The sequence below is a fragment of the Coriobacteriia bacterium genome (genome assembly GCA_013334745.1).
In the GTDB taxonomy this organism is placed as follows: domain Bacteria; phylum Actinomycetota; class Coriobacteriia; order Anaerosomatales; family JAAXUF01; genus JAAXWY01.
In genome coordinates, this window is sequence record JAAXWY010000011.1 from 40,369 (window position 1) to 55,640 (window position 15,272).

Here is a 15,272-nt window from a genome sequence, read left to right on the forward strand (position 1 = left end):
GCGATGAGCGACGAACGTCTGCTGTCGACCTTCCTCGACCTCGTGCGCATCGATTCGCCCTCGGGTTCCGAGCGCGTTGCAGCCGAGTACTGCCGAGACGCGCTCGAAGCGGCGGGCTGCCGCGTGTGGTTCGATGACGCCGCCGAGAAGACCGGCTCGGATGTGGGCAACCTCATCGCGCTGTTGCCGGGCGAACTTCCGGGAACGCTGGCTCTGAGCGCGCATCTCGATGTGGTCGAGCCCTGTCGTGGCATCGAGCCGGTGGTCACCGAGGGCATCGTGCACTCCGCGGGTCCGACGGTGCTGGGTGCAGACGACCGGGCGGGACTCGCTGCGGCCATCGAAGTGGTTCGTCGGGTCGCCGAGTCCGGTGCTCCAGGACCGACACTGCGCATCATCTTCACGGTGCAGGAGGAGGTCGGCCTGCATGGTGCCAAGCACCTGCGGCCTGAGGACGTGGCGTGTGATCTGTGTCTCGTGCTTGATGCCGACGGCGCTCCCGGCGGCATCGTTGTCGGCGCCCCGACGCATTACACCTTCACGGCGCGGTTCCTCGGCCGAGCATGCCACGCCGGCGTTGCCCCCGAGGCCGGCGTCAGCGCCATCACCATGGCGGCGCACGCCATCGCGAGCATGGAGCTTGGCCGGCTCGACGAACGCACCACCGCCAACGTCGGGTCGATCCGCGGTGGCCGCGCGACAAACGTCGTCACCGCGCAGTGCGACATCACCGGGGAGTGCCGCTCCCTCGACAGCGACCGCGTCGAGCAGGTCAAAGCGGATATGGATCGCGCGATGCGTGATGCGGCCGAGCGCTTCGGCGGGCAGGTCGAGCTCGACTGGAACCTCGAGTACGAGGGTTTCGTGCAGCCCGAGGAGGGTCGTGAGATGTCGGTGGTCGTATCGGCGATGTGCGATGCGGGTCTTGCGCCGTGGACGTACCTGACCGGCGGCGGATCGGACGCTAACGTTCTCGCCGCGATGGGCATCCCCACACTCGCCTTGGCGTGCGGCATGTCGGGCGTTCATGGCACTGCCGAGCAGATCGAGGTCGCGGACCTGAATGCGCTTGCGAGGGTCTGCGTCGCCGCCGCCGTTCGGCTTGGCGAATCGGGTGTGTCGTGAGACTCGTCTGGGGCTCGGTGAGTGCGGTCGTCTCCGATGGGGGGGCGGTGCAGCGTCTCAGCGTGTCGCTTGATGACGGCTCGGGCGGCAGCGCGATCAACTACCCCGACCTCTCGGGCACCTGCGCGACGGGCGACCGCGTGCTCCTCAACACGACCGCCGTCGATCTGGCGCTGGGCACCGGTGGCACCCATTTCGTCGTTGCTCGCGAAGGCGCTGGAAGGGGAGTCGCGCTCGACTCGGGTAGCGGCGGCCACGTCATGAAGCTGCGCTATACGCCGCTGCAGCGTGACGTTCTGGCCGTCGAGTCCCAAGAGAGTCCGTTTCACGAAGTGATGGCGGCCGCGAGGTCCGTGGACGGGATGCCCGTGGTCTGTTGCGGGCTCCACAGTCAGGTTCCGCTCGTGGCTGCTGCGATCAAGCAGGCGGATCCCGCGCTGCGGGTCGCGTACTGCATGACCGATCAGGCCGCCCTGCCCATGGCGCTCTCCGGCATCGTCGCGCAGGCGGTGGAGGCGGGCCTTATCGACGAGACGATCAGCTGCGGCCAGGCGTTCGGAGGCGGGCTTGAGGCTATCAACCTGCACTCCGCGCTGCTGGCCGCGCGCCACGTCGCATTCGCCGACATCGCCGTCGTCGCAATCGGGCCGGGCGTCGTGGGTACGGCGACACCGTTCGGGCATGGCGGGATCGGGCAGGGAGAAGCGCTCAACGCGGCCGCCGCGGTCGGCGGTACCCCGATCGCGTGTCTACGGCTCTCGTTTGCAGACGAACGCGAACGGCATCGCGTCGTGAGTCACCACAGCATCGCCGCGCTGACGCGCGTCGCGATGACGCGCTGCCTGGTCGCGGTCCCCACGTTGCCCGGCGAACTCGCGGGGCGGGTTGACGCAGCGCTGCAGGCTGCCGGCATCTGGGGCACGCACGAACGAGCGGACGCACGGGCCGGAACACAGGACGCTCCCAATCTTCGCGGCCTGACGGTAACGACGATGCGGCGCGGCTTCGCAGACGATCCTGCATTCTATTTCGCAGCCTATGCCGCCGGAGAGGTGGCCGCACGCTCGGCAAGGCCGAAAATATCGGATAATCACTGAGGCCCGCGCTTAGAGTATGCAGTTTGAGTGCTATTGCATTCATTTCGGGGGCGTGTAGACTGGTCGAGGCTTGACACCCGAAAGCGGGTATCTAGCCCTTGCGTCGCCAAGACGCCGGTACACGAAACCAACTGTGAAAGGGAGTGCGATCGTGATCGTCGGAGTCCCCAAGGAGATCAAGAACAACGAGTTCCGTGTCGGCATGACGCCCGCCGGCGTCGCCGAGTTCGTGGCGCACGGTCACACCGTGCTCGTTCAGGCTTCAGCCGGCGAGGGCTCCTCGTTTCCGGACGCGGAGTACGTTGCCGCCGGTGCCAAGATGATCGCAACCGCCGATGAGGTCTTTGCAGCTGCCGACATGATCGTGAAGGTCAAGGAGCCTCAGGCCGTCGAGATCGAGAAGCTGCGTGAGGGCCAGATCCTCTACACCTACCTGCACCTCGCCCCTGACTACGAGCAGACGATGGGCCTGATCGGCTCCAAGGCCGTCTGCATCGCCTACGAGACCGTCGAGCTTCCCAACCGTTCACTTCCGCTGCTCGCCCCGATGTCCGAGGTTGCCGGTCGTATGGCGGCTCAGGTGGGCGCGACCTACCTGCAGAAGCCGTTCGGCGGGCGTGGCGTACTCATGGGCGGCGTCCCAGGCACGCACCCCGCGAAGGTCGTCGTTCTCGGCGGTGGCGTCGTGGGCACGAACGCCGCATACGTCGCCATGGGTATGGGCGCCGACGTCACCATCATGGATATCAACCTCGATCGCCTGCGCTACCTCGATGAGATCTGGGGCAACCGCATCCGTACCGTGTACTCGAGCAAGCACAATGTCGAGCAGGAAGTCTACGCTGCCGACCTCGTCATCGGTGCAGTACTGCTGCCGGGCGCCAAGACCCCGTTCCTGGTGACCAAGGACATGCTCCCGAAGATGAAGCCAGGTGCCGTGCTCGTCGACGTCTCCGTCGACCAAGGCGGTTGCATCGAGACCACGCACGCGACGACGCACGCCGACCCCACGTACTTTGTTGACGGTGTGCTGCACTACGGAGTGGCCAACATGCCGGGTGCTGTGCCAAACACCTCCACGATGGCGCTCACGAACGCCACGCTGCGTTACGGACTCGCCATCGCCGACAAGGGCTGGAAGCAGGCGGTCAAGGATGACGCTGCACTGGCCAAGGGCGTCAACGTTCTCGGTGGCAAGGTCGTCTACAAGGAGGTTGCCGAGGTCCACGGCCTCGAGTACACCCCGCTGGAGTCGCTGCTCGCGTAGTCCCGCTCACAGAAGAGATCCAAACTAATCGAGACCGTCCCGTTTCAACGGGGCGGTCTCGTCGTATGCTAGACGTGTCGTGGGCTTTCGAACGGGTATGAATTCCTTCATGGTCGCGCAGGGCGCGGCCCAGTCGGAGGGGGTAGCGGTGTTCCTGTTCCAGATGCTCTTCGCGGTAACGGCGGTGTTCATCGGATTCGTCGTGTCGCTGTGGCTGATCGGCTTCCGCGTCATCCGCAATGACCGCGTGGCGATCGTCGAGAAGTGGTGGAGCCCCAAGGGTTCACTCAAGGATGCGATCATCGCCCTGGGCGGCCAAGCAGGCTACCAGCCCGATGTGCTACGAGGCGGCATCCACTTCCGCACGCCACTCATGTACCGCGTTCACGTGATGCCGCTCGTCACCATCACGCAGGGCAAGATCGGGTACGTCTTCGCGCGTGACGGCGTCCCGCTACCTCCGGGTCAGACACTCGGCGCGGTCATACCGGGCAACACATTCCAAGACGTCAAGGCGTTCATCGAGGGTGGCGGTCATCGAGGTCCGCAGCGGCAGATTCTGCGAGAGGGAACCTACGCGTTCAACCTCGCGCAGTTCGTGATCATCACCGAGGGTCAGATCTACTACCTGCCGATGGGCACCACCGCCCAGGAACAGGCGACCATTCAGATGATGGCCCAGCACCTCTCATCGGTGGACGGCTTCAACCCGATCGTCATCAAGGGTGCTGACGACAAGACGGGCATTGTGACGGTCAACGACGGTCCGTCGCTGCCCATGGGCGACATCATCGCCCCCAACGTGGGCGATCAGCAGGGCGATCCCAACTACCACAACAACTTCCAGAACCCCGAGGCGTTCCTCGCCGGCGGCGGTTTCCGTGGTCGTCAGTATCAGGTGCTCACAGAGGGCACGTACTTCGTCAACCGACTGTTCGCCACCGTCGAACTCATCAACAAGATCGTTGTTCCTGTGGGCTACACGGGTGTCGTGGTGTCGTACTACGGGCCTAAGGGCGTGGACACCTCCGGCGAGGAGTACCGCCACGGCGAGTTGGTCGCGATGGGCAACCGCGGCGTCTGGAGCGAAGCCCTCATGCCGGGCAAGTACGCGTTCAACACGTACGCAGGCTCCATCAGCATGGTTCCCACGACCAACATCATCCTCAAGTGGATCCTCGGCCAGAGTGGTGAGCACAACTACGACGAGAATCTCGCCGAGGTGAGCCTGATCACCAAGGACGCCTTCGAGCCGCTGCTGCCACTCTCGGTGGTTATCCACATCGACTACAAGAAGGCGCCGCTCGTCATCCAGCGCTTCGGCGATATCAAGATGCTTGTCAACCAGACGCTCGACCCGATGGTCTCGGCGTACTTCAAGAACATCGGCCAGACCATGACGCTTATCCAGCTCCTCCAGCAGCGCGCCGACATCCAGGCCCGTTCGAGTACCGAGATGAAGGCCAAGTTCGAGCACTACAACCTCGAGCTTGAAGAGGTGCTCATCGGCACGCCGCATTCGCAGCCGGGCGACGACAAGATCGAGCAGATCCTCATGCAGCTTCGTGACCGGCAGGTCGCGGTCGAGAAGCTCGAGACCTACGAGAAGCAGCGCGTGGCCGCCGATAAGGAGCGCGAACTGAAGGAGGCGACGGCCGTCGCCGAGCAGCAGACGATCCTTACGCAGTCCGAGATCAACATCAGGATTCAGGAGAACTCCGGTCGCGCCGAGCTGCAGCGCGCCACGCAAGACGCCGAGCGCGTGAAGACGCTGGCAGCAGCCGACTCTGAGCGCGTGAAGTTGCTTGCCGACGGCGATGCAACGCGTGTCAGGCTTATCGCGCAGGCCGATGCTGAGAAGGAGGCGCGCGTCGGTATCGGGCGCGCTATCGCGATCGAAGAGCAGGTGCGCGCCTACGGCGGGCCGCAGCTCCAGCTCATCCAAGAGGTCATGGGCAAGCTGGCCACGGCGATCGAGACGGCGAAGATCCCGATCGTTCCCTCCACGTACGTCCAGATGGGCGATAGCGGTGGTGAGGGCGACGGTGGGGGCGCCAACGCGTTCAACCTGCTGATGACGCTGCTCGCCACCGATAAGCTCAGCTCGGCGGACAACCCACTCGCTCCGGCTGACCCGGAGCAGGCAGAGTCGGTGAGAGCGATCAAGGCGGCGATTCGGGAGCAGTTGGCGACGGCAGAGCCCGCAGCGGCACCCACACCGGCACCCGCACCGGCGCCGAAGCCGGCGCCTGAGGCGCCCGAGATCGTCGATCCGACGCCGAAGCCATCGGTAGAGGTCCCGCCGGAGGGCTCCGCTCAGTAGCCGCGCACCTATACTGGGTCCGTGAAAAGTCTCATCGCAGAGTACCTCGGTCACCTCTCGGTCGAACGAGGCGCGTCCCAACATACGATCGCCGCCTACGGGCGCGACCTTTCCGAGTACGACGCCGTCTTGGCGAGCAGGGGCGTGAGCGAGCCGGACTCGGTATCACGCGACGACGTCACGGCCTTCATTGCTTCCCTCAGGGAGCGCGGACTGTCGCCTTCGTCGGTCGAGCGTAAGGTTTCAGCGGTCAAGGGGTTTCACAAGTTCCTCGTGCGTGAGGGTGTGACTGAGAATCACCCCACAGCGCGACTCCCTCTGCCCAAAGTCCCAGAGCGCCTGCCCGACGTGCTCTCCATCGAAGACGTAGACAGGTTGCTGGGCCAGCCCTTTCCCGACTCACCCGCAGGCTCAAGAGACCGGGCCATGCTCGAGACGCTGTACGGTTGCGGGCTGCGAGTCAGCGAACTGACAGGTCTCGACTTGACCGACCTCGACCTGTCGGCCGGACTCGTACGCGTCTTCGGTAAGGGCGGCAAGGAGCGGGTCGTCCCCGTCGCCGGCATGGCAAGTCACGCGCTGGACGCGTACGTGGCTCACGGACGGTCGTCCTTACGTCCGAAGGCATCACTGGGTGGCAGCGGTGCGTCTGCGGTATTCCTCAATGTGCGCGGTGGGCGTCTGTCGCGAGGCGGCGTGTTCCATATCGTGAAGACCTACGGGGCGCGCGTCGGGATCGAGTCGCTGCATCCCCACACCCTTCGGCACTCCTTCGCTACGCACATGCTTGAGGGTGGTGCCGATCTGCGGGCACTGCAGGAGATGCTCGGGCATGCGGACATCTCGACCACGCAGGTCTACACGCATGTGGACCGTCGTCACGTGCGGGAGGAGTACCTCTCCACACACCCCAGGGCACGTGTTCGCTGAGCTCGCGATTCGCTCCATAATTGGTCCGCCAACTGACGGCGGTTGGACTACAATCAGGGGAGTGGGTAGTCCCCAAACTAGAGGAGGGAGATCTCCGTGAGATCGAAGTGGGTCAAGCTCGTAGCGGTGATGCTCGTGATTGGTCTGATTGCGGCGTTCGCCGGCGGATGTGCCAAGGCGCCGGAGCCGACGACTCCTGCACCGGCCGAGAAGCCGAAGACCGACGTGAAGGCCGCAATGGTCACCGACGTCGGTGGTCTGGGCGACAAGTCCTTCAACGACCTCTCGTATGCCGGTCTGCAGCGCGCTGAGACGGAGCTCGGTACCGAGATCAAGGTCCTCGAGTCCAAGGAGCCGACGGACTACGAGAACAACCTCAACCAGCTGGCGACCGCCGGCTACGGTCCGATCTTCGCGGTCGGGTTCCTCATGACCGATACGGTCAACAAGATCGCCCCGCAGTTCGCTGACGTCACCTTCGGCGGCATCGACATCTTCTTCGAGAAGCCGGGCGCCAACGTGGTCGGCCTGAACTTCAAGGAGCAGGAGGCCGGCTATCTCGCAGGCGTCGTCGCGGGCAAGCTGACCACCATGAAGGACGTCGATCCTCGTATCAACGACAAGAAGGTCGTCGGCTTCGTCGGTGGCATGGAGATTCCGCCGGTCCAGAAGTTCGAGGCCGGCTTCATCGCGGGCGTCAAGTCCGTCGATCCCACCGTTGAGGTCAAGAGCGTCTACACCGGCACGTTCACCGACGCCCAGAAGGGCATCGAGGCCGGTAAGAGCCTCATCGAGGGTGGCGCCGATATCATCTTCGCCGCCGCCGGCTCGACCGGTAACGGTTCGGCCAAGGCGTGCCAGGACAACAAGGCGCTGTTCATCGGCGTCGACGCTGACCAGTTCAACACCATCCCGGGCATCGGCGACACGATCATCACGTCTGCCGTAAAGCGCGTCGACAACGCCGTCTTCTCGACGGTCAAGGAAGCTGTCGATGGCGCGGTCAAGGGCGGGGAGAACAAGGTCTTCGGTCTCGCCGAGGACGGCGTCGGTCTCGCCCCGTTCCACGACTGGGATGCCAAGATGCCGGCTGAGGTCAAGGACGCCGTTGCCAAGGCGACCGCAGACATCAAGGCCGGTACGGTCACGGTTCCTGAGACCAAGTAATACCGCACCAGTTTCACGATGATCTGATCCTGATCGGTCGGCCGCCTCGGCGAGTGCCATGCGCGCGCCGGGGCGGCCGATTCGTGCCTGACGGGAGAAACGATGACCACCGAGCCCGGTCTCGAGTCCGACGCGGTGCCCAGCAAGGCTCCACTGCCCCCGGTGCTCGAGTTGCGGGGGATCACGAAGCGGTTTCCTGGCGTGCTCGCCAACGAGGATGTCTCGGTGAGCGTCTCGCCCGGTGAAGTCGTCGCGTTGCTCGGCGAGAACGGTGCCGGCAAGTCGACCCTCATGAACGTCGCGTACGGGCTGCTCGCGGCAGACGCCGGCGAGATCGCGGTTGACGGCAAAGTCGTGCAGATTCGCATGCCGCGCGATGCCATCAACCTTCGGATCGGCATGGTGCATCAGCACTTCATGCTGGTAGAGCCGCTGACCGTGACCGAGAATATCGTGCTTGGCATGGAGCCGGTGCGTAAGGGCTTCGGCGCAATCGATCGCGCCACCGCCCGCGCGAAGGTTGTCCAGATCTCGGAGCGCTACGGCCTCAAGGTCGACCCCGACGCTCGGGTGATGGACCTTTCGGTGGGAATGCAGCAGCGCGTCGAGATCCTGAAGGCGCTCTACCGGGACGCACGCATCCTCATCCTCGATGAGCCGACTGCGGTGCTCACGCCGCAAGAGGTCAGTGAGCTGTTCGAGATCGTTCGTGAGCTCGTCGCCGAGGGCCTTGCGGTGGTCATCATCACCCACAAGCTTGACGAGGTCATGGCGTTCTCGGACAAGATCGTCGTCATGCGCATGGGGCGCGTCGTCGGCGAGACGACCCCCTCGCAATCAACCGAACAGAGTCTCGCGAGGATGATGGTCGGTCGCGAGGTCGTACTCCGAGTTGAGAAGCAGCCCTCCACACCCGGTGATGTGCGGCTCGAGGTGCGAGACCTAAACGTACTCGACGATCGCAAGCTCGAGGCGCTCAAGGGCGTGTCCCTGCAGGTCCGCTCGGGTGAGATCGTTGGGATTGCGGGGGTCGATGGCAACGGGCAGGGCGAGCTGGTCGAGGCAATAGTCGGACTACGGCGTCCCACATCCGGCACGGTCACGCTCAACGGCAAAGACATCACCCATGCGCCGCCTGATGCGACCATCGCGGCAGGGGTCTCGCATGTTCCCGCCGATAGGCACCGCCGCGGACTGGTTCTCGACTTCGATCTGGTCGAGAACATGATTCTGGGCGATCACGATCGCGCACCGTTCGCGAAGTTCGGCATCCTCGATCGCGCTGCCATGCAGCGCGTCGCTGCCGAGCGCATCGCGGAGTACGACGTGCGTACCCCAAGCGAGCACGTGCTTGCGGCGAACCTTTCCGGCGGCAACCAGCAGAAGCTCGTGCTCGCACGCGAACTCGGACGCGACCCCGAGCTGCTCATCGCCGCACAGCCAACACGCGGTCTTGATGTAGGCGCCATCGAGTTCGTTCACCGCCGCATTCTCGCCGAGCGCGACGCCGGCAAGGGTGTGCTGCTTGTGAGCATGGAACTCGAGGAGATCGAGTCGCTGTCCGATCGGATCCTCGTCATGTACGAAGGCCGCGTCGTCGCTGAGTTCGCTGGTGGCGCCGTGAGCAAAGAGGAGTTGGGCGTCTACATGACAGGTGGCTCTTCCACTCGGGCCGCACAGGTCGAGGGGGGTGGCGGCGATGAGTGACGAAGGCAAGCTGACGCCCCAACAAGAGCTTGACGCCGAGAAGCGCTTCGCGCTCGAGCAAGAAGCCGCCCGTCGAGCGATTCGGGTGGCGACCCCGTTCATCTCGGTGTTCATCGCCCTGCTTGTAGGGTCGCTTGTGATCCTTGCGTCGGGCGAGAGCCCGGTCGCCGCCTACTCGGCTATGTTCTCGGGCGCGTTCGGCGGATGGCGACAGATCGGCGAGACCCTCCTACGGGCGACTCCGCTGGTGTTCACGGGTCTTGCGGTCTCCTACGGCTTCCGCGCCGGGCTCTTCAACATCGGGGCCGAGGGTCAACTGTTCCTTGGTGGACTCGCCGCCGCGTTCGTGGGCTTGGCCGTCGCCGGGCTGCCGATTCTCGTCTCGTTGCCGATCGTGCTGTTCGCAGCGTTTCTGGCGGGCGCAGCTTGGGCGTTCATCCCGGCACTCATGAAGGCACGGCTGGGGGCGCATGAGGTCATCACGACGATGATGTTCACCTACATCGGGCGGTACCTGGTGTCGTTCCTCGTCAACGGACCGCTGCGCGCAGAGGGCAGCATCCCGCAGACGACCGAGCTGCCCGTCACCAGCCAGCTTCCGCGCATCTCCGACCTGCTGCCGTTCCTTGGTTCGAGCCGGGCCCATACGGGCATTCTTCTCGGCGTGGTTGCGGCACTCGTGGTGTGGCTTGTGCTCAAGTACACAGTCATGGGCTATGAGGCGCGCGCGGTCGGGTTCAACCCCGCGGCTGCCCAGACCGCCGGTATCTCTGTCGCTCGCACGACGATCACCTCGCTGTGTATCTCAGGTGGGCTGGCGGGACTCGCGGGTGCTGCCGAGGTCATGGGGGTGCACTATCGCTTGTTCGACCAGTTCTCATCGGGGTTCGGCTTCACAGGTATCGCGGTCGCGTTGCTTGCGAAGAACAACCCGTTCGGCGTCATCGCCGCCGCGATCCTTTTCGGTTCGCTGTCCGCGGGCGCCGGCACGATGCAGCTCGAAGCCGAGGTCTCGCAGAAGGTCATCGCGATCATCCAGGGAACCATCATCTTCCTTGTCGGCGCCGAAACCATCGTGACGTGGGCGGTCGCCCGGGTTCGCAGGAAGGGGGGTGAGTGACGTGTTGGCCGAGATCCTCACTCCCGAACTGTTCGCTTCAGCCGTACGGCTTGCGACACCGATTGCACTCGCGGCCGTCGGTGCGTCGATTTGTGAGCGCTCCGGCGTGACCAACATCGCGATGGAAGGGCTCATGCTCGTCGCGGCGTTCGCCGGTGTTGCGGCGACCCTGTTCACCGGTAACGCCTGGATAGGCGTCGTTGCGGCCGTCTGCGCGTCCCTCGTCTTCGCCTCACTCCACGCATGGGCGTCAATCAATCTCCGTTCCGACCAGATCATCTCAGCCACGGCGGTCAACATACTTGCACTCGGTATCACCGGATTCCTTATGGAGACGGTGTTCGGCCACCCGGGAACCACCGATCCGGTCAAGACGATCCAACCGCTGTACGTGGTTCCGCCCGATGCGCCGGTGATCTGGCGCTGGCTCGGCACGGTGCTCTTTGGCTATACGCCGCTGGTGTACGTGGGCATGGGGCTGGCCGTATACCTCACGTGGGCGCTGTACCGAACGCGGTGGGGCCTGCGGCTCCGTGCGCTTGGAGAGCATCCACGCGCGGCCGACACCGTCGGTGTCAACGTGTTGCGTGGTCGCTGGTTCGCCGTGCTGATTTCGGGTGCGATGGCCGGCCTTGCGGGCGCAAACCTCACGCTTGAGCAGGTGGGATCGTTCACCGAGAACATGACGAACGGTCGTGGGTTCATCGCGCTGGCGGCCAACATCTTCGGCCGCTGGACTCCCGGAGGGGCGTATCTCGCGTCGCTGTTGTTCGGCTTCGCCGATGCGCTTCAACTCAAACTGCAACTGTTCAGCGATATCATCAAGATCCCGTCACAGTTCTTCCTGATGCTGCCCTACCTGCTGACCGTCATCGTTCTGGCGGGTGTCGTGGGCAAGGCGGTTGCACCTGCCGCCGTGGGCAAGCCGTACAAGGAAAAGGGCTAGCGACTCACTTCTGCATCGTCACGCTACGAGGGGCACCGGGTGACCGGTGCCCCTCTTGTGTGTGGCGGTGATGCGGGACGCTCAGGCCTGCGGCGAGTCGTCCGTGTGCTCTGCCGGGAGCGCTGCTTCTTGTGCGGCGTAGTCGTCTGCCGATGCGGCGGCGTGTCGCCTGCGACGACCACGAACCATCGCTCGGATCGCGAGGAACAGAAGCACGCCGAGCACGATGAGCGGCAGCATTGCGAGCAGGACCGTGATGAGCCCCCGCGTGACGGCAGCACCGCCGCGCACGCCGTCACGGATCGCGGCCGCGAAGCCCCATCCGCCGGCGGCGGGGCTGACCAGTGCGCCCGGCTGCGACAGGGTGACGGTCAGGGTTGCGAGTGCTGCCTGGCGCTCGAGGTAGTCGATCTGCGCGCGCATCGACTCGATGTCGCCCCGAACGCGCGCCAGCTCCTGCTCGATGGCGAGCATCTCGGAGACCTTGGTGGCCTTGGTGAAGAAGGCGCGAAGTCGAGTCTCCTCAGCCTCGAGGTTCTTCAGGCGCGCCTTGAGGTCGACGTGCTGCTGCGTGACGTCATCCTGGCTCGATGTCTGCGAGGTGACCTTGCCCAAGGCGCCGATCTCACGCTCGGCGGCGGGTAGCTTGTCCGACGGCACTCGCAGAGTGATCGACGCGCCGCCGGGTGTGGGCGCTACGTAGTCGCCAGACGACGCCATCGGATAGGGCTCGGGGGTGACGACCGTTTCGCTGCCCGAGTAGACCGACAGGTTGGCGATCTGGGCACCGTGCTTGGTGGCGATCGCGCGGACCGACTCGACGGCTTCCTCGAGGTTCTTGACCTCGATTCCGATACCCGCGTTCGTGATCACGAGCATGTCACCTGTAGGGGACGGCTCGGTAGTGCTACTGACGGCTAGTTCGTCGGCGACCGGCGCGCCACCCACATCTGACTTGGCTGCCCCGGGGTCGTAGCTTGGGGAGACGGCGGCCCCGCCGGTTCCGACGTCCATTGCCGTTCGTGTCGAGGCCCCGCCGCAGCCGGCGAGAGCGAGCAGCGAGACTACAAGAACAATTGAACAGAGCGAGCGAACGGTGAGCGTCGTACGTGATCTCATCACGAACACCTCCATCGTCGTGCGCATCGCCGCAGGAAAACGACGAGCGCCCTACCGCAGTCGCGCGGAAGGACGCTCGGCAAACAGAACAGGCACGGGAGGACTAGGACTCCAGGGAGACCTTCTCCTCGTTCCTGCCCTCGGCCTTCTTCAGCGCACTCGCTGCATAGGCACCCAGTGCGATGCCGATGATCGCGAGCATGAAGAACCCGAGGATCAGAACGTTGACTACAGCTCCAGCCCAGTTAGCGGTCATGTGACCGTCCACCTCCGAGTCGCCGATACGATTCGCCCCGATTCTACGCGTACTCTCAGTCGCTCGGCAAACTGCGCGTGGAGATTGCGTGCCTATTCGGTTGTCATCCCAGCAATCCATCCACTCGAACACTCAGACGCGAAGACACGGACGGTGGTTCACGGGCCCTTTCCGAAGCAACAATCTGGCGGATCGATGGCGGTCACACGCACGCGTCGAGTGTCGGCGGGAGAACCGGGTGTTAGCTCGGTGTGGACAAATGGGTACATGTGTCACAGATTCCCATGAAAGGCTTGCGAAGTGGGATAGAGTGGCATAGGATGGCGTGCAGAGGGGGGCAGTGGCACGCAGTGTCTCCCTAGGACATGCGAGAGGGCGGGAGGTGACACGGATGTTTCTCGGGGACTACCAGCACACGATGGACGCGAAGGGCCGTGTCTCGCTGCCGTCCAAGTTCCGTGCACAGCTCACCGGCAAGCTCGTCGTAGCCAAGGGCTTCGAAGGCTGTCTCGCCGTCTACTCGACCGATGAGTACGACCGCTACGTGGGTGCACTCATGGCCAAGCAGGACTTCGACGAGGAAGTCCGGCGCCTTCGTCGCAAGCTCACTTCCGGCGCGCAGGAGGTCGAGTTGGACTCTGCGGGCCGCATCTCGCTCACTCAGCAGCTCCGCGATTACGCGGGGCTGAAGAAGGACGTCGCCGTCACCGGCAACGGGAACCGGATCGAGATCTGGGACTCAGAGCGGTGGGCCACCTACATAGGCGACGACGGGGGTTCGATCGAGGACCTCGCGAGCAAGCTGGCGACCGCCGGCCTGCTCTAGGGCTTGAAAATGGAATATCGGCACACCCCAGTTTTGCTGGCCGAGGTCACGCAGCAACTTTCGCCGCAACCCGGTTCGATAGTCTGTGACTGCACCTTAGGCGGGGCAGGACACGCGAAGCGGCTTCAAGAACTCGTGGCCCCCGGCGGACTACTCGTCGGGATTGACCAAGATGACGCAGCACTTGCCGCAGCAGCATCCACACTACGCCTCGGCCAGCATGAACTTTCAGAGAGCACGATCCTGCTCAAGGGCAACTTCAGCGAGCTCGATCGTTTGCTCCCGCAGGCGGGCATTCCGTACATCGATGGATTTCTCTTCGATCTCGGAGTCAGCTCGCATCAACTGGACGTCCCTGAGCGCGGGTTCTCCTATCGGGAGGACGCGCCTCTGGACATGCGGATGGATCCGGGTCGTCAGACCCAAACCGCAGCTGAGGTCATCGCAGCCTACTCCGAAGCCGACCTCGCCCGGATACTTCGCGACTTTGGTGAGGAAAGGTGGGCCACGCGCATCGCAGCATTCATCGTAGCCGCGCGGGCCCACCATCCCATCGAAACCACGTCGCAGCTCGTCGACATCATCAAGTCGGCGATACCGGCTGCGGCTCGCCGCGAGGGCGGTCACCCCGCGAAGCGCACCTTCCAAGCGCTCCGCATCGAAGTGAACGGTGAACTCGACGTCCTCGCGACCTCGCTTGAAGCAGCCGTTCGCTGGCTGTCGCACGGGGGGCGGATAGCGGTCATCAGCTACCACTCGCTTGAGGATCGCATCGTCAAGCAGGCGTTCCAGAATCTCGCACGGGGGTGCGTTTGTCCGCCAGACCTCCCGGTCTGCACCTGCGGGCACGAGCCGGTACTCCGAGTTCTCACGCGCCGGGCGATCCTGCCAAGCGCTGAGGAGATTGAAACGAATCCGCGGTCCAGGAGCGCGAAGCTCAGGGTCGCCGAGAAGATCTGATGGAAGCATCGCCTATCGGGGGCGGGCACGAGAGATGAGAGGGGGCGCGAAACCATGGGTCTGCCTGCGCTGAAGCACGACACGCACCGGGCACAGCCTCGTGGACCGCGCCTCAGAGTCGTGAAGTCGCGACCGTCGTCGAAGAAGTCCACGCGCTCGCGTGCGAACGCCAATGAAGCAGCCGCTCAGGCCTTCGTGTTCTTCGCCGTGGTGGTTGTAATCGTCGCTGCGCTCGGATTCGGTCGCATCTGGCTATCGGTGCGGGCCGCGCAAGCCTCGATGGACTCCACGCGGCTTCGCAGCGAGATCAAGCTCGAGCAGTACGAGGGTGACATGCTCGAGGTTCAGCAGAGTGCACTTGCCACTCCGTCGCGCATCCAGGCGCTTGCCGGAGGGGCGATGGGCATGCGGCCGGCGAAGTCCGTCGCA

Annotated in this window: 13 protein-coding genes and 1 pseudogene; 12 read left to right on the plus strand and 2 right to left on the minus strand. The window is 64.4% G+C overall.

Translation table 11 applies throughout. From position 1 onward, the window contains the following. Positions 1-3 precede the first annotated feature (3 nt). From HGB10_04780 to HGB10_04820, 9 genes and pseudogenes are all read left to right on the plus strand, one after another. On the plus strand, positions 4-1,125 hold the full coding sequence (locus HGB10_04780) for a M20/M25/M40 family metallo-hydrolase (GenBank protein NTU71117.1): 1,122 nt from the start codon (positions 4-6) through the stop codon (positions 1,123-1,125). Positions 1,126-1,142: 17 nt separating this feature from the next. Then, complete coding sequence (locus HGB10_04785; protein ID NTU71118.1) at positions 1,143-2,222, plus strand: DUF3866 family protein; 1,080 nt, start codon at positions 1,143-1,145, stop codon at positions 2,220-2,222. Between the two features lie 151 nt (positions 2,223-2,373). Beyond that, a complete protein-coding gene (gene ald / locus HGB10_04790) occupies positions 2,374-3,489 on the plus strand; it encodes an alanine dehydrogenase (protein NTU71119.1) in 1,116 nt (371 codons plus the stop codon). A gap of 163 nt (positions 3,490-3,652) precedes the next feature. Continuing rightward, a pseudogene (locus tag HGB10_04795) lies at positions 3,653-5,590 on the plus strand (flotillin family protein). Positions 5,591-5,833: 243 nt separating this feature from the next. After that, positions 5,834-6,742, plus strand: coding sequence for a site-specific tyrosine recombinase XerD (gene xerD / locus HGB10_04800; GenBank protein ID NTU71120.1), 909 nt, complete (start codon positions 5,834-5,836; stop codon positions 6,740-6,742). Between the two features lie 129 nt (positions 6,743-6,871). Further along, positions 6,872-7,909 carry a BMP family ABC transporter substrate-binding protein gene (locus HGB10_04805; GenBank protein NTU71121.1) on the plus strand — a complete coding sequence of 346 codons (1,038 nt, stop codon included), beginning with the start codon at positions 6,872-6,874 and terminating at the stop codon, positions 7,907-7,909. A gap of 102 nt (positions 7,910-8,011) precedes the next feature. After that, entirely contained in the window at positions 8,012-9,616 is a 1,605-nt protein-coding gene (locus tag HGB10_04810; GenBank protein ID NTU71122.1) for an ABC transporter ATP-binding protein, read from the plus strand. Continuing rightward, positions 9,609-10,736 (plus strand): ABC transporter permease, encoded by a 1,128-nt coding sequence (locus HGB10_04815; protein NTU71123.1) that lies wholly within the window; start codon positions 9,609-9,611, stop codon positions 10,734-10,736. Before HGB10_04810 ends, HGB10_04815 begins: the two co-directional genes overlap by 8 nt. A gap of 1 nt (position 10,737) precedes the next feature. Beyond that, positions 10,738-11,682 (plus strand): ABC transporter permease, encoded by a 945-nt coding sequence (locus HGB10_04820; protein ID NTU71124.1) that lies wholly within the window; start codon positions 10,738-10,740, stop codon positions 11,680-11,682. A gap of 81 nt (positions 11,683-11,763) precedes the next feature. Here HGB10_04820 and HGB10_04825 read toward each other — a convergent pair whose 3' ends face one another. After that, a complete protein-coding gene (locus tag HGB10_04825; protein NTU71125.1) occupies positions 11,764-12,801 on the minus strand; it encodes a DUF4349 domain-containing protein in 1,038 nt (345 codons plus the stop codon). A 103-nt stretch (positions 12,802-12,904) separates the two neighbouring features. Further along, on the minus strand, positions 12,905-13,057 hold the full coding sequence (locus tag HGB10_04830; GenBank protein NTU71126.1) for a hypothetical protein: 153 nt from the start codon (positions 13,055-13,057) through the stop codon (positions 12,905-12,907). A 391-nt stretch (positions 13,058-13,448) separates the two neighbouring features. Between HGB10_04830 and mraZ the strand changes: the two genes are divergently transcribed. From mraZ to HGB10_04845, 3 genes are all read left to right on the plus strand, one after another. Next, the gene (gene mraZ, locus HGB10_04835) at positions 13,449-13,883 is read left to right on the plus strand and encodes a division/cell wall cluster transcriptional repressor MraZ (protein NTU71127.1); all 435 of its coding nucleotides are present in this window, start codon (positions 13,449-13,451) and stop codon (positions 13,881-13,883) included. Between the two features lie 9 nt (positions 13,884-13,892). After that, positions 13,893-14,843 (plus strand): 16S rRNA (cytosine(1402)-N(4))-methyltransferase RsmH, encoded by a 951-nt coding sequence (gene rsmH / locus HGB10_04840; protein ID NTU71128.1) that lies wholly within the window; start codon positions 13,893-13,895, stop codon positions 14,841-14,843. A 54-nt stretch (positions 14,844-14,897) separates the two neighbouring features. Further along, positions 14,898-15,272: hypothetical protein (locus HGB10_04845; GenBank protein NTU71129.1), on the plus strand; the 375-nt coding region annotated here is incomplete at its 3' end.